The sequence below is a fragment of the Streptomyces sp. NPDC056835 genome (assembly GCF_042789485.1).
Lineage (GTDB): Bacteria > Actinomycetota > Actinomycetes > Streptomycetales > Streptomycetaceae > Streptomyces.
In genome coordinates, this window is sequence record NZ_JBHUBB010000017.1 from 1 (window position 1) to 17,054 (window position 17,054).

At 69.1% G+C, this 17,054-nt stretch carries 15 protein-coding genes; 4 read left to right on the forward strand and 11 right to left on the reverse strand.

Going from position 1 to position 17,054, the window contains the following annotated elements; genetic code table 11:
* Positions 1-1,524: 1,524 nt before the first annotated feature.
* The 3 genes from ACFRMN_RS20440 to ACFRMN_RS20450 all read right to left on the reverse strand — a co-directional run bounded on the left by ACFRMN_RS20440 (position 1,525) and on the right by ACFRMN_RS20450 (position 3,773).
* The gene (locus ACFRMN_RS20440) at positions 1,525-2,286 is read right to left on the reverse strand and encodes a hypothetical protein (RefSeq protein ID WP_382664793.1); all 762 of its coding nucleotides are present in this window, start codon (positions 2,284-2,286) and stop codon (positions 1,525-1,527) included.
* 97 nt (positions 2,287-2,383) lie between these two features.
* On the reverse strand, positions 2,384-2,947 hold the full coding sequence (locus ACFRMN_RS20445) for a hypothetical protein (RefSeq protein ID WP_383021443.1): 564 nt from the start codon (positions 2,945-2,947) through the stop codon (positions 2,384-2,386).
* Between the two features lie 130 nt (positions 2,948-3,077).
* Positions 3,078-3,773 carry a hypothetical protein gene (locus ACFRMN_RS20450; protein WP_383021445.1) on the reverse strand — a complete coding sequence of 232 codons (696 nt, stop codon included), beginning with the start codon at positions 3,771-3,773 and terminating at the stop codon, positions 3,078-3,080.
* A gap of 203 nt (positions 3,774-3,976) precedes the next feature.
* Between ACFRMN_RS20450 and ACFRMN_RS20455 the strand changes: the two genes are divergently transcribed.
* The 3 genes from ACFRMN_RS20455 to ACFRMN_RS20465 are packed head-to-tail and all read left to right on the forward strand — an operon-like array spanning position 3,977 to position 7,099.
* Positions 3,977-5,053, forward strand: a complete 1,077-nt coding sequence (locus ACFRMN_RS20455) for a tyrosine-type recombinase/integrase (protein WP_383021447.1) — start codon at positions 3,977-3,979, stop codon at positions 5,051-5,053.
* 4 nt (positions 5,054-5,057) lie between these two features.
* On the forward strand, positions 5,058-5,384 hold the full coding sequence (locus tag ACFRMN_RS20460; protein WP_383021449.1) for a helix-turn-helix domain-containing protein: 327 nt from the start codon (positions 5,058-5,060) through the stop codon (positions 5,382-5,384).
* Entirely contained in the window at positions 5,381-7,099 is a 1,719-nt protein-coding gene (locus tag ACFRMN_RS20465) for a hypothetical protein (protein ID WP_383021451.1), read from the forward strand. Before ACFRMN_RS20460 ends, ACFRMN_RS20465 begins: the two co-directional genes overlap by 4 nt.
* A 32-nt stretch (positions 7,100-7,131) precedes the next feature.
* Here the strand turns inward: ACFRMN_RS20465 and ACFRMN_RS20470 are convergent, their stop codons facing one another.
* The 7 genes from ACFRMN_RS20470 to ACFRMN_RS20500 form a co-directional block, all read right to left on the reverse strand.
* Positions 7,132-8,700, reverse strand: a complete 1,569-nt coding sequence (locus tag ACFRMN_RS20470; RefSeq protein ID WP_383021453.1) for an ATP-binding protein — start codon at positions 8,698-8,700, stop codon at positions 7,132-7,134.
* A gap of 26 nt (positions 8,701-8,726) precedes the next feature.
* On the reverse strand, positions 8,727-9,179 hold the full coding sequence (locus ACFRMN_RS20475; RefSeq protein ID WP_383021455.1) for a DUF6238 family protein: 453 nt from the start codon (positions 9,177-9,179) through the stop codon (positions 8,727-8,729).
* Between the two features lie 25 nt (positions 9,180-9,204).
* Entirely contained in the window at positions 9,205-10,671 is a 1,467-nt protein-coding gene (locus tag ACFRMN_RS20480) for an SCO6880 family protein (protein ID WP_096624772.1), read from the reverse strand.
* Positions 10,672-10,801: 130 nt separating this feature from the next.
* Positions 10,802-12,211, reverse strand: a complete 1,410-nt coding sequence (locus ACFRMN_RS20485; RefSeq protein WP_383021457.1) for an ATP-binding protein — start codon at positions 12,209-12,211, stop codon at positions 10,802-10,804.
* Between the two features lie 28 nt (positions 12,212-12,239).
* The gene (locus ACFRMN_RS20490) at positions 12,240-12,920 is read right to left on the reverse strand and encodes a hypothetical protein (protein ID WP_383021459.1); all 681 of its coding nucleotides are present in this window, start codon (positions 12,918-12,920) and stop codon (positions 12,240-12,242) included.
* Positions 12,920-13,228, reverse strand: coding sequence for a DUF6112 family protein (locus ACFRMN_RS20495; RefSeq protein WP_011029048.1), 309 nt, complete (start codon positions 13,226-13,228; stop codon positions 12,920-12,922). The genes ACFRMN_RS20490 and ACFRMN_RS20495 overlap by 1 nt, the downstream gene beginning before the upstream one ends.
* 86 nt (positions 13,229-13,314) lie before the next feature.
* A complete protein-coding gene (locus tag ACFRMN_RS20500; protein ID WP_383021461.1) occupies positions 13,315-14,460 on the reverse strand; it encodes a C40 family peptidase in 1,146 nt (381 codons plus the stop codon).
* Between the two features lie 579 nt (positions 14,461-15,039).
* On the opposite strand from ACFRMN_RS20500, the gene ACFRMN_RS20505 reads away from it, so the two are divergent.
* Entirely contained in the window at positions 15,040-15,786 is a 747-nt protein-coding gene (locus ACFRMN_RS20505; RefSeq protein ID WP_383021463.1) for a DNA-methyltransferase, read from the forward strand.
* Between the two features lie 97 nt (positions 15,787-15,883).
* Here the strand turns inward: ACFRMN_RS20505 and ACFRMN_RS20510 are convergent, their stop codons facing one another.
* Entirely contained in the window at positions 15,884-16,819 is a 936-nt protein-coding gene (locus tag ACFRMN_RS20510) for a DUF5655 domain-containing protein (protein ID WP_383021729.1), read from the reverse strand.
* Between the last annotated feature and the right edge of the window lie 235 nt (positions 16,820-17,054).

A 17,054-nucleotide genomic window follows, 5' to 3' on the forward strand; every position in this document is an offset into this window, starting at 1 on the left:
GAGATCCTCACCAAGGTCCGACTCGTCCAGACCAGCGTGAAGAAACTCGTCAATAACAACTCGAAGTAACACGATCAGAATCACAAGACACTAGGCAGTCGTTCTCCAGCTCGCGCACCTTAGGATTTCCTTCGATCAAACGAACAATCTGGCCAAGTCCGTGACGCTTATGGTGAGACAGGCGTAGACGTGGATCTCCGGAAGTGATGCCGAACTTGACGATCTCGCTTACGTCATCCGTGACGACGTAGAAGACGTCCCATAGCTTCCCTGAGCAGATGCGGCATATGCCACATCCTGCTCGCACGTTGGACGGGGTAGGCGTTCCCAAATGCCCATTGATGCACCGCACGCGATGCGGCGCATGATTGCCGAGCCACTTCGGCTCAAGGACCGCGCCTCCAAGCTTGGCAACCCTTGTATGGAAGGCCATCTCGGCGGTCTTTGGGTCCTTTCCGGCGCAGACTCGGCAGATTCCCTGGCCCCGCTGGACAGCCGACGGGTACGGAAAGCTCACATGGCCCTGGACGCATCGGATTCGATGCGGCTTGCCTGCTCCTAGCCACCGTGGCTCGAGAACGACGCCTCCCAACTCCATGATGCGTGCCCTAAACCTCGCTTCGACAACCTTTGGGTCCCTGCCAGTGCAGGTTTGGCAGATTTCTGCGCCAAGTCGCAACAGGCCCGGTCTGGGGCGGCATTCGTGTCCGTTGGAGCAGCGAACTCGGTGCGGCTCGCCTGATCCTAGGTAAATCGACTCAAGGAGGGTTGCGCCTAACCGTGCAAGAGCGTCCCGGAATGTTTCTTCGGCCACTTGTTTATTGTTTCTGGCGCATATAGAGCAGATGCCGTCACCTTGCTGTACATGGGACGGTCGCGGTGCGCATTCGTGCCCCTCGACACAACGAGCTCGGTGAGCCTCGTGGTTGCCAAGCCAACTCTCCTCAAGCACGATCCCGCCAAGTTCAGCCACCCTTGCCCGAAAGGCTTTCTCGGCCGCCTGGGAACGCGCCTGGTTGCCGCAAGTGCGACAGATGCCCTTGCCGGCCAGGACATTGGTCGGATAGGTCGAGCTCTCGTGTCCCGCCCTGCATCTCACTCGGTGAGGTTTCCGAGTTCCGAGCCACTCGGTTTCAATAACCTCGCCCCCCAGGTCGGCCACGCGCGCTCGGAAGAGGGCATTGGCTCGCATGGAGCTCGCCCTCGACGCGCTCATGATCCAATTTCCCGGTGAGAAGCCAGGATGCAGCCCGCCGAGGAGGAGGGGCCTGTCGTCTGATGTTCGGCAAGGTGATGCTGGCCCGCTGGAAGGGCAGCTGGTGTCACGTGGCCGGTCGCATCTATACACCTACATTGCTCCATGACGGGCGATGGTTCCAGATGCCACTGACATCCGAGAGTCAGCCTGAACCCTCGTCAACCCTGTAGCGCCGGACAGCAACTGCGTAGGCAGGGGCATTCCGCAGGTTGGAACAGCCCGCTGTACCAGCAACGGCCATGGAAGGGCCTCCTTGAGGAGTTGGATCAGCGGTCGCGGGAGTACGCGACGCGGGGGTCAACCGGCCGGACCGCCGGTGTGGTGACGGCGGCGGGGACCGGCGCCCTGCCCGGGATACCGGCACGGGCCGGGCTGGCGGCGAGCGCGGCGGCGCTCAACGGAGACGCGCGAGCGGGACCACGGCCGCGCTCACGGCCGACGGCCGGCGCGGCAGCAGGGCGGGGCCGAGCCGTCACCTCTTGAGCGAGGCGGGGCTGCACTGCGACCTGGAGCCCCGAACGCTGCAGGGCCACCGTGGCGTCGGCGACTTTCCCCAGCGCCTCGACACGATCGGTGGTCGCGGGGAGCGTGTAGATGTCCAGGCTCGAGTTGTGCCGCCAGCCGTCCTCCACCAGCGCGAGCCCGCTGAGGCCGGAGACACGGTCGTCGAGGGCTGCGACGATGCCGAGCTGCGGGTGATCGGCGAAGGCGACGTCCGGTTCACCGAGCGGACCGCGGTCGCGTACCTGTACCGTCTCGGGCGCCAGTGCAGGGTCAAGTGCGACGTCCACATCGACCTGGTAGCCGGCCTTGCGCAGCAGCTCGATGGCCCGGCTCGTACGGCCGTGTCCGTCACGGTTCTGGTCGGCCAGCGCGTACAACGTCGGCTGGTCTGGGACGGGATGGAAGTCGAATCCCTTGAGCATCCAGGTGCTGGCCGCGAGGTTCTTCGGGTTCGCGGCGACGATGCCGTGGACGGGGTGGTGGCCGAAGGCCAGGTCGGGCAGCACGTCGTAGTGGCTGGGCATGGCAGATCCATCCGAGGCGGGTGCGGTTACAGGTGCGGGCGACGGGCGGATCAGTTCTGAAGGTGCCGTGCACGGAGGACTCCTGGATCGCGGTCGGTCAGAGCCGGGGAGCGGATGAGGAACTGGCCGACGGCGGCGCGGCCCGCGCGGAAGACTCCGGCGGCGGACCGGTCGGGAGCACGCGCTGGCCGACCGACGGCGAAGAGGCGAGAGCGACACTCGCCCGGGATGGAGCGGAGTCGGGCGGGAGCACGGGGGCGGCGCGCGCCTTGCCGGAACGTTCCTGCTCCTGGCGTGTCGGTACGCCAAGCTGGTCCAGGCGGGCGTCGACAGCGGAGAGGAGATCCGGCACGCTGCCGCCGTGGCGCGCATGCGGACCGTCCGGCTCGGAGTCGTAGATCACCTCGTAGACGGCAGGTTCGACGGACCGGTGGCGGGTGACCATCCAGCTTTCCGGGGACTCGGGGTGCTCGGAGGGCGGCTCCTGCGGCGGCGAGATGATCAGCGAACTGCCGTCGGGAAGCTCGGCGTGGACGATGTAGTCGCTCAGGCCGTACTCGACGGTGCCCTCCAGGCCGCGCTGCCCGAGCGCGGAACAGAGGGCAGCCTGAAGGCGACGCGGATCGGACCTGGCGGCCGGGGGCGAGGTTTTGTGGTGCATGGAGTTCTCCGTTGCGAACGCCCCGCCGCACGGCGGGAGCCGACGGGGGCGTGGAGCTTGAAGGAGTGCGGTGGTCCATGAGGATCCGGTGATCGGGCAGTTTGGCGCTGCCGTGACTGCGTGCTAGGGATCACCGCGAGCGACCGGGAGCCGGCGGATGCGATGCCGGCGGGACCTGGGGCAAAGCAGGTGATACCCCAGGGGTGTTGTGCATCGAGCGGGTCAGGGCGACGCGAGCCCGCTCAGTCTGCGCCGGCCGTTCGGTGTCCGCCCGGTGAGCTAGGTATTCACCGACACGCACCAACGCCGTTCCCTTGGAACCGAGTTCATGTGAGTAGTGCCAGCCCTCGGTGTTGCGGTGCTCCTCGGCACGCTCCTTGTAGAGGTGGAGCACGCTCGGCTGCGAACCGTCCATAAGCGCCATGACGCCGTCCCATTCGTGCCGCAGCTCCTCCGCCCGGAACAGGATGGTGTCGATCCCGCGTATCCGACGGAGGTCGTCACTGATCGGCCCCTCGACGTAGTCGGGGCCGGCGGCGGCGGCGCGGACCCCGGCCAGCACCTCGGGTCCGTGGTCGAGGAACACCTCGGCGTGCTTCCACGCTTCGGCGTCCCGCTTGACCTTCCCGTCCCCGTAGACCTTGTCGTCCAGCGGCCAGCCGTCCGCGTCGCAGAGCGAGTCCGAAACCGCGTCCCAGGCGTCGCACGCCTCGTTGATCCCGGCGGCGGCCGAGGCCAGTGCCGGGAGGTGCTGTCGCCACGCCAAAGGGTCGGTGGCCTGCGACGGCTGGTTGTCACCGGAGGAAGGAGTGGAAGAAGCAGACATGATCGATTCCCGTTGCTGTGCCGGTCGTTGGGCTATGTCTGTAGGCCGCTGAGTTCGTTCAGGGCTGGGGCAGTGGGACTGGGCTGCAGGCCAGGTGGCATGGGATGCACGGCCTGGATGGGCAAGTTTGAAGATTCGTCGGAAATCCTGAAGCTCTGCCAGTAATCTCGACTCAGTCGTTGTCTCGCTGAACTGAGTGGCCCATGGCACTGGCAGTCATCCGGAACATCTCCTCGGCTCGCGCGTTGCGGACGCAGCGCGACATCGAGGACTTCGAGCAAGAGATCGTTGATCAGTTCGCGCTGTCCATGGCCGCGGCCAACCTGACCGACAGCCACATCAGCAACGCACGGGCGGCCATCTTCGAGTTCGCACGCGATCTCGGCGGCCCGCTGTGGACTGCGTCGTGCGACGACGCCGACCGCTTCCTGACCGGTCAGCGGCTGGAGGGCCGGGCCCACAGCACGCGGGCAGGCAAGGCCGGAATGCTCGCCCACTTCTACGACTTCGTGATCAGCCGCTATCAGGGCGACATCTACGCCTTGACCGGCTGCGTGGTCCAGCAGCCGATCGACGAGTACAACCGCCCCAGCAGCCCGGTCTTCGCCAACCTGCGGATCCCGCCCTCTGACGCGGAGGTTGACCAGCTCTTCGGGCAGTGGCGGACGTCGGTCGCCGAGGCCCGCAAGTACCTGCCGGCCGCAAGGAACTACTTCGCTGCCTCGCTGTGGCGTCGCCTGGGGCTGCGAATCAACGAGGCGCGCATGCTCGACATCCGCGACTGGCGCCCTGACCTGGGAACCTTCGGCAAGCTCCACGTCCGTCACGGCAAGGGCAGCCGTGGCCGTGGGCCCAAGCCCCGGCTGGTCCCGGCGATCAACGGAGCTGACCGCCTGATCGACTGGTGGCTCACCGACGTCCGCCACCAGTTCGGAACCGACTGGGCCCATCCCGACGCCCCGCTGCTGCCCAGCGAACGCCGCGACGAGCTCACCGGCAACTGCACGCGAATCCAACACAGTTCCCTGCGGGCCGGCCTGGCTGGCGCGACCGAGCTGTGGCTGCCGGCCTGGGCGGGAAGGCTCACGCCCCATGTCCTGCGGCACTACTGTGCGTCCTCTCTGTACGGGGAAGGGATGGATCTGAAGGCTCTGCAAGAACTCCTCGGCCACGAGTGGTTGTCGACGACGACGCGCTACATCCACGTCCACAGCGAGCACGTCGAGAGAGCGTGGAAGAGTGCGAACGAGCGGCTCGAAGCGCGTCTGGGAGAGGTGTGAACCCGTGCAGTGGAACCTGCGGCTGAAGGCCGCCGAGCGTGGCATCTGGAAGTCCACCGAGATGCGCCGGCTCCTGGCGGAGGCCGGGCTCGAGATCAGCGCGGGCAAGATGTCGGCGCTCTGGACCGGAACACCGACCTCGATCCGCCTGGACGACCTGGACGTGATCTGCACCGTCCTGGACTGCGAGCCGACCGCGCTGCTGATCCGCGAACCGGAGAAGGTAGCGGCCCGCCGCCGGCCGCCGCAACAGGACACCGCCGCCCCTTCCGACTCGGGCCCGGTCGTCGCCCCGCGGTTCGGCTGTCCGCGCTCGCAGCCACCGCTATGAGCACCCCACCGCCCCCGAAGTGCGCGGTGTGCCAGGTCAACCGCGTCGCCTGGACCAAGCCGCGGATGGACTTCTGCTATGAGTGCTTGCCCGGCGGACCGATCACACCGCCGCCGTGCCGGGCCTGCAGCAGCTCGGACTACTTCAGCCAGGGACTGTGCACTCGCTGCCACCCTGGAGCCCCGCTCCACGTCGGCGCCTGCCGGGGATGTCTGGCCTGGGGCGTCTACCGCTCCCACAGCTGGCAGTGCTGGAGCTGCCGCTGGTGGTTCACCCACTACCCCGTCGACATCTGCGAGTTCTGCGGCCGCGAGAGCCGGATCAACGGTCAGGGTGCCTGCCGACTGTGCTGGGAGAACGCCCGCCTGCACCAGCAACCCGGCCGGGCCCCCAACTTGGAGACCTCCAACCAGCACGGGCAGCAGCTCTTCTTCGCCAACCTCCAGTACGACAAGACAGGAGCCGCCCGGCGGCGGGCCGCCCGAGCTCGCCAACTGCACCAGCAGCGACCACCGGCACCTCCCCGGACCATCACCGACGTCCGCCAACTGCTGCTGTTCCGCATGCCTCCCGGCCACGGCGCCATCAAGGACCGTGCGCTGACCGGCGACTCGCAGCTGCTGCGTTACTGCGAGTCTGTCCTGCGCGAGCATGCCGAGCGGCACTCGTGGACGCGCCGCCAGACCAACAGCGTCGTTCACACGCTCAAACTGCTGGATGCCCTGCAAGACTGGCCAGGCGCGAAGATCCTCGCCAGCGACGTCGCCGCCAGCCTCCGATACGGCGGCACCCAGACCTCGACACTCGAGATCCTCGCCGCAGCCGGCCTCCTTGTTGACGACCGCACCACCGCCGTCGAGCGGTACTTCGCGAAGAAGACCACCGGCCTGCCCGACGAGATGACGGGGCAACTGCGGCTGTGGTTCGACGTCATGCTCACCGGCAGCGCCACCGCCCCACGACGGCGTCCCCGCCATGAGCAGACCATCCACCTTCACATCCAGGGCATGGCCCCGATCTGGCGTCGATGGGCCGATCAGGGACACACCTCCCTCGCCGAGATCAGCAGGCAGGACTTCGTCGAGGCACTCCCGGCCGAAGGGGCCAGTCGGCTCTTCGCTGACCAGGGCCTGCGCTCGGTCTTCACCGTCCTCAAGTCGCGCAAGAAGGTCTTCACCAACCCCACCAGAGGCGTCCCCGTCGCCCGGAGCAACACCACCGTCCCCGTGCCTCTCGACACGGCGAAGATCCGCAAGGCGCTCAACTCGCCGGATCCCGCTGTGGCCTTGGCTGTCGCGTTGGTCGCCTTCCACGGGCTTACCGGCCCGCAGCTTGCAGCGGTCCAGCTCACGGACATCAGCGACGGCAAGCTCACCCTCGATGAGAAGACCATTCCGCTCGCGGGGCCGGTCCGCAGCCGCCTGACCGCCTACCTCGACCACCGGGCACGGAACTGGCCCAGCACCCTCAACCCCCACCTCTTCGTCAACCGCAAGACCGCCCCACGCACGACACCGACCAGCAAGCTCTACGCGTGGCGGAACCTCGGCGTGACGCCCCAGGCACTGAGAGAAGACCGCATCCTCCAGGAGATCTTCGAGACCGGCGGCGACGTACGCCGCATCTGCGACTTCTTCGGCATCGGAATCGACGCGGCCATGCGCTACACCCTGGCTCTTGCGAAGACCGATCCCGAAACCGACTCCGAGCGGTAGCCGACGAGAACCCAGGACCTCACCTACACTCATCACTGCACCTCACGGAGCCGGAGAGGCAGCAAAGGCGCTTCAGTTTTCGTGAACTCAGCGCTTTTGGCGGCCATGCGGGCGTCTGTGTCGAACAGCTCCCGCTCGGCCGGGTGGAGGATGTGCTGGGTGATGAACGAGCGGCCGGCGACCTTCCACAGACCTCGGCCCTTGGTCAGAGCGGACACCGCCTGGGTCTCGACGCCGGTCAGGCCGAGCAGAGATGCAGCGGCGGCGAGCTGGTCGGGCTCCTGGCGGTAGATGATGCGCGTGCTGCAGTCCGCGAGGAGCCCCTCGGCAAGGACCCGGCCGCGTGAACCGGCGTCGCCCGCCGAGAGCAAGTCGCTGAGCCGGTGGATCACCATGAGGTTCGCGATGCCCAACCCCCGGGAGAGCTTCCACTGGCTCTGCATCCGCTCCAGCAGCCCCACGTGCCGCATCAGCCGCCACGCCTCGTCGTAGATCACCCAGCGCCGACCGCCATCGGGATCACTGAGGGCTGACTCCATCCACGCGCTCGCGCACGTCATCGCGAGCACCAGTGCCGTGTCGTCACCGGAGCCGCCGAGACGGGAGAGGTCGATGGACAGCATCGGTGTGGTCGGGTCGAACGACACGGTGCTCGGCGCGTCGAACATGCCGCTCAAGTCGCCGTGCACAAGACGCCGCAGGGCGTGGGCGAGGTCCTGGGCGGCTGAACCGAGGTGCCCCGCCTGGTGGCCGAGGGCGTGGTCGAGGCGTTCGGGGGAGCCGAGTACGTGCGCGATCTCGCCGAGCAGCGGCACCGTGCCCCGGGCGGCGGCGTCAGCGACGACCAGATCCAGGGCCAGGTCGAGGGCGGTGTGCTCCATCGGCAGCAGGTCGCGCTTCAGCACGGTGCGGGCGAGGCTGGCCAGCAGCAGCAGACGGCGCTTGCGAACCTCCGTGAACCAGTCCTCCTCGCTCACGGAGGCGGGGCGGGCCGGGGCGTCCAGCGGGTTCAACCGTCCAGGGAGCCCCGGGCCCAGGGCGATGCTGTAGCCGCCGAGGGCCTGCGAGACACCGGTCCACTCTCCCTTGGGATCGCAGGGGATGTAGATCCGGTAGCCGTGGGCGATCGACCGGGTGGCGATCGACTTCGCCAGCGCCGACTTGCCCATGCCGATGATCCCGGCCAGGACCGCGTTGGGGTTGGTGAAGCCCTCCACCCTGCCGCTGTTGTAGAGCGAGAACGGGTCGAAGCAGAAGGCCGCCTCCGCGTGCACATCGCGGCCGATGAACACCCCTTCGGCGCCCAGGCCGCCCTCGGCCACGAACGGGTAGGCGCCGCTGGCTGTGGCGGTGGTCATCCGGTGGGCGGGCAGGGCGAGCTTGCCGCCGCGGGCGGAGGCCGGACCGGGGCGACCGGCGGGCGGGTAGGTGGGCCGCAGATCCGGGTCGAGGGTCTGCTCGGCGCGGTGCTTGGGCGGGTTTCCGGCGAGGCGTGCCTGGCGGCGGGCTTCGGTGAAACCGGCTCGGGCGGCCCGCTGCTCGGCGCGTGTCGTCTTACGGGGCACGAACAGAGGGGAGGCGCTGGCGCGGGTACGAGGCATGAGCGTTTCTCCAGGTGAGGGGTGGGTCAGCGGCGGACGAGGCCGGTGAACGGAGCGTGCAGGTCGGCCGGGGTGGTGCGCCGCCGCACGAGATAAGCGGTGCGCTGGTGGCGCTGGCAGATGGTCAGTTCCGGTGCTCCCTCCGGAAGGCCGGCCTGGCACGCCTCCGGTGCGGGGATCTCGCCGGACTCCGGCCGGGGCGCCGCGTGGTAGGCGGCGTGGAGGTGCTCGGCGGCCTGCCAGATGCGGGTGCGGGCGGTACGGAGCTGGTCGCCCTCGACCGCGACGAGCTGCCCGGTGCGACCGGCGTGGGCGTCGAGCAGCCCGTACAGCGAGACGAGGTGGGCGTGCAGGGTGTCCAGCTCGGCCGGGGTGGTGACCAGCGGGCCGCCCGGGATGTTGAGTGCCCGATGGAAGTCGAGCGCGGCGGTGGCGAAGGGCACGAAGTCCTGCGCGGTCGGGCTGGCGGTGCGGGACATGAGGGTGCTCTTTCGAAGGGAAGGGTCAGGCAGCGAGCGCGAGCGGCAGGGCGGCGGCGGTGAACGCCTCGGCCTGCTGCCAGGTCAGCGGCCGGAGATCGAGCTGGGCGCCGACAGCGGCGGTCTCCACGACGGCGCAGGCGGTGCGCAGCTCGTCCTCGGTGTCGGCCGAGACGGTCAGCAGACCGGTCAGGGCGACGTCGGCGTGCCCGGCGATGAGCTGGCGTTCGCGGGACTTGATGTCCTGGTACTCGATCGAGTCCGCCTCGGAGTCGACCTGGCCGCGCCGGGCCCGTTCGGCGGCGTCGGCGATCACGCTGGACTTCTTGCGCTGCACGTCGCGCAGGGCCGCGTCGAGGTTCTTCGGCTCGTAGGAGAGCGACAGCGTGCGCCGGACGCCGCCGGTGAACAGGAGCTGGTGCAGGAAGCCGGCGCTGGTCTCGGTGCGCGGCCAGTTCTCCACCCAGTAGGTGGCGTGCACGGCGGAGTCGGTTGCGATGTGGTCCGCCTTCTCGACGACCACGACAGGGCCGGCGGCGGCGGGCTCGGCCTCGGGGCGACCGGCCGTGGACCAGCGGTCGAGTGTCGCCAGCGCCTTCGGGTCGTAGGAGGTGCGCACCACGGCGGCGATCTCGCGGGCGGTGAGCCAGCCCGTCGGGGTGAGACCGGCGGTCCGCGCCGCCTGGTCGAACGTGGAGGTGAGCTGGGCGAGGACGCTGAAGGCACCGGTGAGACCGCCGCCAGCCTGGTTGATCAGCCGGCGGGCCGCCTTGGTGTCCAGGGACACCGCGACGTACGCCTCGTGCGGGGCGGCTGCGGGGCCGGCGCTCTGGATCAGCTCGTTGTAGATCGCGCCGGCCATCGGGGTATCGGGGCGGCCGTGCTCTTCCCAGTAGCGGCGCAGCGCGTCACCGGAGTCGGGGATGGTGCGCTCGATCACCTGGATGCGGGCGATCTGCCCGGTACGGGCGAGGGCCGCCAGCGCGCGTCCCCAGCCGCCGACGTTGGCCTGCTGGGTGCCGGGGTCGAGCAGGGCGTAGGCGCGGGAGGAGACCTTGACCACCGCGGTCAGCGTCCCGGTGTGCGGGTTGTGGACGGCGCCGTATTTGCCATCGGGAGCAGTGGTCACGCGCAGGCTGGCAGCGGTGCCGGGAAGGTGGAGCAGTCCCTCGCGGGTCGGCCGGCGGGAGGGCCGGGTGAGCCAGACGAGCTGGCCTCGCATCCGGCGCAGCGCGTACCGGACGACGATCGGGGCCCAGTCCGCCAGAGCACGGCCTCGGTGGCGGACGAAGACGAGCAGGGCGATCACGGCCCACAGCGGGATGAGCTGGAGGGCGCCGACCACACCGCGGGCGAGGATCACGGCGAGAAGGAGAAGGCCGGTGAGTCCGGCGACGACCAACTGCGGGACGGACAGGCCGAGCAGGACGCCGCGCCTGCTGCGGTGCGGGAACTTCACGGTGGGAGTGGAGGACTGGTGCTTGCCGGACATGGTGGTTCCAGACGGTGGGAGCGGGCGGAGGACGGGGCGCGCGGCGCTCTTCTGGACGTCATGGCGGAACCTTCCTGCTGGTGGGGGCGGGGGCGGGCCGTGGAGTGCGACCCGCCCCCGGGGATGTGGGTCAGGAACCCGACGGCGGCTGGGTGGGATACACCCAGTTCGTCGGCGTCGCGGAGCCGGTGGCCGACGGCCCGGACGCGGACGCCGGAGTGCCCGAGGCCGAAGGTCCGGGGTCGGCTGGCGGCATGGAGGTCATGTCGCCGCCCGGAGCCGATGCGGCTGCGAGGTGACCGGAGCCGCCCGCAACGCCTTGGGCAGTCGATTCGGACCCGTCCGGTTCGTCCTCGCCAGGACGTGTGATCAGCGGCGGGATCCCGGGGCGCTGGATCAGAGCCCGGCCCTTGTCGCCGCTCGCGTCCGGGTCTTCGCCGTACCGGAAGCGGGTCTGCTGCTTGGGCGGCCCGGCGTCGATGCCCTCCTTGCTGAGGTTGCCGCCGGAGGGGTTGATGCCGGAGGCGACGCCATCGGTGCCCGCGCCCGGGACCTGGTTCGGACCCTGCGGAGCGGGGGCGCCGGTACCGGCCCGCACCGCGAGGCTGCCTGCGGTCTTCGCGGCTCCTGCGGCGACCGCCATGCCGGCGACACCGGTGCGGTGCATGTCGTCGTGGCCGCCGCCGTCGCTGGCCCAGTGGACGAACTTGTACGTCGCGTAGGGGCAGAGCAACACCAGGACCATCACGACGATGCCGGCCATCGCGTCGGACAGGGCCGCCATTCCGTCGCTGGCGTCGGTCTTGCCCATGGCGGAGACGCCGATCAAGAAGACCACGGTCATCAACAGCTTGGAGACGATCAGGGTGCCAGTGGCCTCGATCCAGCCGCGCCGCCACCGTTTGGCGACTTCCCAGCCGCCGCCCGCCCCGGCGAACACCGCGAGCGCGACCATGATCAGGACGCCGACCTTGCGGGCCACCATCACGCCCCAGTAGAGGAAGGCACCGATCGCGCACCCGAAGGCCACCAGCGCGGGCACACCCCAGCCGAGGCCGTACATGGCCCCCATCTGATCAACCTTGATCACACGACGGATCGCGTCGTCGATCGAGGTGTTGGCGGCTTTGAAGAGGCCGTCGGACAGCGCGTCCACCACGGTGATGGCGACGGTCGTGAAAGCGATGGCGGAGAAGCTGAACAGGACTCCGGTCATGGTGCCGAACGCCGCCTTGGCGAGGGCACGTTCGTCTCGGCGCCAGGCCGCGGTCATGAGCTGGATGCAGAAGATGCCGACGGTCAGGGCGAGGCCGATGGGCAGCAGCAGCTCGTAGTTGTCGCGGAACCACCCGGCGTTGAGGTCGATGGCCGTCGTCTTGTTGACGGCCTTGGCGGCCAGGTCGGCCGCGCTGGACGCCAGCTCGCCCGCCGACTTCGCGATCCACGCGCCGAGACCGTCGGTGACGGTGCCGGCGGGGTTGGTGGCGAAGTCGACAGCGCCGCACACCTTGTCCATCAGCGGGAAGTCGCAGACTCCCATGGGTCGTACCTCCGTTCTGGGGCGAGGGTCAGGGCGCAACGGACGGCATGACGCAGACCAGGGCGCAGGAGTGGTTGGGCCGGCACTGGACCGCGAGGGTGGTGGACCGGCTCTCCGCGCCGCCGGCAGCCGAGCCCTTCCAGCGAATCGACTGCTTGCCGGAGACCGTGACGGCGTAGACGTACGCCTGGGTGATCGCCCCGGGGTCGTCCTGAAGCGCCTGGGTAAAGGCATGCGGGAAGTGCCCCTCGTTGATCTTGGCGGTGGCGACCTGCTTGTTGGCCGCCATCTCCTTCCACAGCAAGGCCGAGGGGACCGCCTGGTCGACGGAGGCCGCATCGGCGTACTTCGATTCCGTGGTCAGCCATCCGCGCAGCGCCTTGCGCAGCTCGGGCTGCGAGTACGCGCGGGTGTCGTACGACCACAGCGCTGCGGCGGCGGCCTTCCCGTACGTGATCGGGTCGTGGGTTTTCGGCGGAACGGGCAGAGCGCTGGGCCGGGTGTGCGGCCCGGACGGTGCCGCGGGCGACGAGGACGCCGTGGGCGAACTCGGCGGTGGGGAAGGAGTATCGGATGGGCTTCGGCTCTCGCGGGTGAGGTAGGCGGCCAGGCCGGCGAGGGCGACGAGCACCGCCAGGACGGCAGTGCCGAGCAGCGCCCGGCGGCGCACGCGAGATGCGCCGCCGGGGTGGGTGGAGTGCTGAGCCATCAGTGGACCTGCGTCCCGAGCGTCGAGAAGAACGCCACTACACCGTTGGCCGCACCGAGAAGAAGGGCCGCGCCCGCGCTGACCAGCACGCCCTTCTTCCCGTTCGCCTCGGCCTGGTGACCGCCCGAGTGGTGACCCCAGGCCCACACGCCCGCACTGACGGCGAGGGCTCCGACCACGGCGATGAGTCCGAACAAGTTGATCGAGCCCATCACCTGCTTGAGGACGTTGAGGCCAGGGAGCCCGCCCTCGTTGGGCTTGATTCCGGGGTCGTAGGCGAGCTGTATGACCTGTTCAGCGAGATACACGGGAACTCCAGTTCGAATGCGCGCGCCAGGGCCCGGTGGGGCGAACCAGCGGTGCGAGGGGAGGTGAGGAGGGGGAGGAGCGCCGGTCAGACGACTCGGCGGGCCGCGAGAATCCGCGATTTCCAGGACGCGACGGTGGTGATCCGTACGACGTCACCGGTGTGCGGGGCGTGGACGATCAGGCCCTGCCCGATCGCCATCCCGACGTGTTCCGGTACGGCGGCCGTCCCCTCGGTGAAGAGGAGGTCGCCCGGCTTGAGGGCATCGACCGAGACGGCCTTGCCGTCCTTGACCTGCGTGTACGTGGTCCGCGTCAGGGTGACCCCGGCGGCCTTGTACGCGCCCTGCATCAGGGAGGAGCAGTCGCAGCGGCCCATCGGGTTTTTGCCGTGGGAGTCGGTGCACGTGCCGCCCCACTGATACGGGGTGCCGAGCTGGCCGAGCGCCCACCGGATCGCCGTCTGTACCTTCGGCGGCGCGGAGGCGGGAATCTTGTACTCGTCCGGCAGTGCGCCCGCCGGGATGGTGCCGAAGTCCGTCCCGTCGCCGTCCGCCGAACAACCTCCCGCGGAATCGGGAGAGGGGCTGCCGGTGTCGGCAGAGCCGGACGGCGACGGGCTCGGCGCCGCGCCGCCGGCCTTCTGCAGCAGGGGCTCGATGGCCTTCTGCAGGGCGGTGGCCAGCGGCTCCCATTTGGCGTACGCCTCCGGGAAGCCCGACTTCTGTACCGCCTGGGCGGCCTGGGTGACAGAGAGGGACTGCCAGCCGGAGACCTTCTTGAGCCCCTCGTAGAACTTCGTCGAGGCGTGCACCGGGTCGAGGATCTGGCTGGCCGTGCCCCAGCCCATAGACGGCCGCTGCTGGAAGAGACCCAGCGAATCGCGGTCGCCGTAGGTCAGGTTCCGCAGGCCGCTCTCCTGCAGCGCGGTCGCCAGGGCGACGACCTGCCCTCGGGCAGGGATGTTCATCGCGACGCCCGTGGCCTGGATCGTCTTGGCGTTGGGCACTTGGTCGGCAGGCGCGTCCAGACCCGGCACGGAGACCGAGCCCTTGTCGCCGCCGTTCAGGATGGCCTTCACCTGCTTGGCGACGGCGGAGGCGTCCACACCCTGTGCACCGTCGGTCGAGCACGAAGCCGAGGCGGTCCCGGCACCGATGCCAAGGATCGGCAGTGCCAGCAGGAGTGGTCCGGTGGCGCACAGACCGACGAGGGTTCCCGTCGTCTTCTTCACGGCCGCCGCCGTTCAGCGCGACGGCGGTGCGGACCGGACGACGGAGGTGGGTCGGGGCGGGGGTGTGTCAGGGCATGCTGCATCGCAGCGGCTCCTCGGTGTTCGAAGGAGGCGCGGTGCCGACTTCTCGTGCAAAGCCGTCGGCACCGCGCCGATGTGCTCCGCCTCTCGGCGGGCCCGGGTCAGAGGAGTTGGTAGCTCCAGGACGCCGGTTTCAGGTCACGCGCGGCAGCCAGCCGCGCTCGTAATCTCAGGCGGTGCACAGGGGCCTCCTCACGGCGCTCGCGGGCAGATGGTCAACATGCCTCCGACGCTGCTCGATTGGACGAGACGGCACGGATCAGCACAGCTCAACGGGGGTGGAGCAACGCTCCTTCCCGGTGGCACGGCGAGACAGTAGACCGGGATTCCGGCCGCGCCAAACGACTGCCATCCAGGGGCCCGAAGCAGGGAGCCACCTCGTTAGGCGCGGCCGGAATTCGCCGTTAACCTCCGCTGCAACCTCGCACCGGATGCACGCCGTTGAGCGCTGTCCGGAGCAGGTCCAGACTCCGCCACGCCCGAAATGAGGCCCTCTCCATGAGCTACACGCTGCACCGAGGCGACGCCCTGACCGTCCTGAAGTCCCTCCCGGACGAGAGCGTCCAGGCGGTGATCACCGATCCGCCGTACAACTCCGGGGGCCGCACCAGCTCCGACCGAACCGGCCGTACCGCACGTGCCAAGTACGTCACGAGCAACTCGGCGCACGACCTCGCCAACTTCCCGGGCGAGAACCGCGACCAGCGCTCCTACCGCTCCTGGCTCACCGAACTTCTCACCGAGGCGTACCGGGCCTCCACCGAGCACGCGGTCGCCATGGTCTTCACCGACTGGCGACAGGAGCCGACCACCTCCGACGCCCTGCAGATGGCGGGATGGACCTGGAGCGGCACGATTCCGTGGATCAAGCCGTCCAGCCGGCCCCGCAAGGGCGGGCCGAAGCAGGACTCGGAGTTCATCATCTGGGGCGTCAAGCGCTCCCTCGACAACACCCGCGACCTCTACCTGCCGGGGCACTACATCGCCTCCCAGCCCCGCAAGGGCCGGGTTCACATCACCCAGAAGCCGGTCGAGGTCATGCAGCAGCTCGTTCAGGTCTGCCCCGAGGGTGGCACCGTCCTTGACCCGTTCACCGGCAGCGGCTCCACCGGGGTCGCGGCCCTGCGCGAGGGACGCCACTTCGTGGGCGTCGAGCTGTCCGCGCACTACGCCGACGTCGCCGAGGAGCGGCTGCGGGCCGAACTGACGAAGGACGACTTCGAGCTGGCCGGACCGGAGGCATGAGCGTGAGAGCGGAGAGGCCAGGGCCGACGGCCCACAGACGCCAAAGGGGCGGCTGGTGCATCGGCTAACCGTTGCACCAGCCGCCCCTCCTGTTACGTCAGGCCGCCTCGAACGCCCGCCGGATCAGCGGCGCCGCCTTCTCCAAGTCGGCTGCCGAGACGACGCGGACCTCCAGGTCGCCGGTCCCGAGGTGTCCGATACCGCGCATGTCCCGGGTGAAGCCCTCCTCCAACTCGACCGTGTCCGGGTCGAGTCTGAGGTACACCAGGATCGCCTCGTGCTTCGGACGGAAGATCACCGACGCCACGTTCACCAACCGCCGGTAGGCGATGTAGTGCCGCAGCGACGCCACCTCCACCTCGCCCCACGCCGTGAGCGCCTCGTCCAGTTCCGCGTACAGGTCCCGCAGGCACTCCGGCACCGCTCCTCCACCCGCAGGCGGAGAGACCGCCGAAGCCGTCGGCACGCTGTCCGCCACGGGCGCCCGCTCCCGACCCCGGCGAGACGAGGCAGCGCTCGGGAAGCCGGTCGCGGAGTCCACGAGCAGCAGCCCCAGCAGGCCACCGTCGAAGATCCGGTAGCGCACCAGGTCGATCCGCTCGGGCAACCTCTGCACCGCCACCCGGTCGTGGTGCGAGAAGCCCGCCGCGATGCAGATCATCCGCGGACGACGCCAGTCGACGGACTCGGCGGCCTCCGCCCCCAGCACCTTCCGCACGAGCGCCTCGAACTCGTGGTGCGCCGACTCCAGCCAGGACAGGTAGGAGACCGCCTGGGACATCACCCCGCTGTCCGAGCCCTTCTTGAACTCGATCACCACCGGGCTGCCGTTCTCATCGAGCCCCAGGGTGTCGATCCGCCCCCGGTGCCAGGGGCCGGTCTGGTACTCCGATGCCAGGAAACGGACGCCCAGCATCTGCTCCAGGCCGGCCTCGACCCGCCGCTGCAGCTCCACCTCTAGCGCCACCGTCGAGCCGGCCAGCTCGACGTCCCGTCCGTTCGCGTCCTGCCGGAACATCATCAGCTCGGCCACCAGCGCCCCCTCCCGCGATATCTGCAAGGAGGCCAATCGAACGAACGCCCTGGTTATTCCACTTCCAGCCCGCCGGACCGTCTGGTGGGCAGGTTCACGCCGAGGAGAAGCGGAAGGCGCTTAACCTACGGACGTGTCCTTCGACAGCGAAGATAGTCGTGCGCAGGATGCTGACCTGTGGCGACTAAGTTGAGTGTCAACGAGTCAGCTTGTGGCTACTGCTGCGACGGCGAAG

What these genes read in the sequence shown, in the direction of transcription:
- ACFRMN_RS20475 (WP_383021455.1), bottom strand. Translation starts at nt 9,179, where the DNA reads ATGTCCCGCACCGCCAGCCCGACCGCGCAGGACTTCGTGCCCTTCGCC.
- ACFRMN_RS20470 (WP_383021453.1), bottom strand. Translation starts at nt 8,700, where the DNA reads ATGCCTCGTACCCGCGCCAGCGCCTCCCCTCTGTTCGTGCCCCGTAAG.
- ACFRMN_RS20455 (WP_383021447.1), top strand. Translation starts at nt 3,977, where the DNA reads ATGGCACTGGCAGTCATCCGGAACATCTCCTCGGCTCGCGCGTTGCGG.
- ACFRMN_RS20450 (WP_383021445.1), bottom strand. Translation starts at nt 3,773, where the DNA reads ATGTCTGCTTCTTCCACTCCTTCCTCCGGTGACAACCAGCCGTCGCAG.
- ACFRMN_RS20490 (WP_383021459.1), bottom strand. Translation starts at nt 12,920, where the DNA reads ATGGCTCAGCACTCCACCCACCCCGGCGGCGCATCTCGCGTGCGCCGC.
- ACFRMN_RS20465 (WP_383021451.1), top strand. Translation starts at nt 5,381, where the DNA reads ATGAGCACCCCACCGCCCCCGAAGTGCGCGGTGTGCCAGGTCAACCGC.
- ACFRMN_RS20505 (WP_383021463.1), top strand. Translation starts at nt 15,040, where the DNA reads ATGAGCTACACGCTGCACCGAGGCGACGCCCTGACCGTCCTGAAGTCC.
- ACFRMN_RS20445 (WP_383021443.1), bottom strand. Translation starts at nt 2,947, where the DNA reads ATGCACCACAAAACCTCGCCCCCGGCCGCCAGGTCCGATCCGCGTCGC.
- ACFRMN_RS20440 (WP_382664793.1), bottom strand. Translation starts at nt 2,286, where the DNA reads ATGCCCAGCCACTACGACGTGCTGCCCGACCTGGCCTTCGGCCACCAC.
- ACFRMN_RS20480 (WP_096624772.1), bottom strand. Translation starts at nt 10,671, where the DNA reads ATGTCCGGCAAGCACCAGTCCTCCACTCCCACCGTGAAGTTCCCGCAC.
- ACFRMN_RS20485 (WP_383021457.1), bottom strand. Translation starts at nt 12,211, where the DNA reads ATGGGAGTCTGCGACTTCCCGCTGATGGACAAGGTGTGCGGCGCTGTC.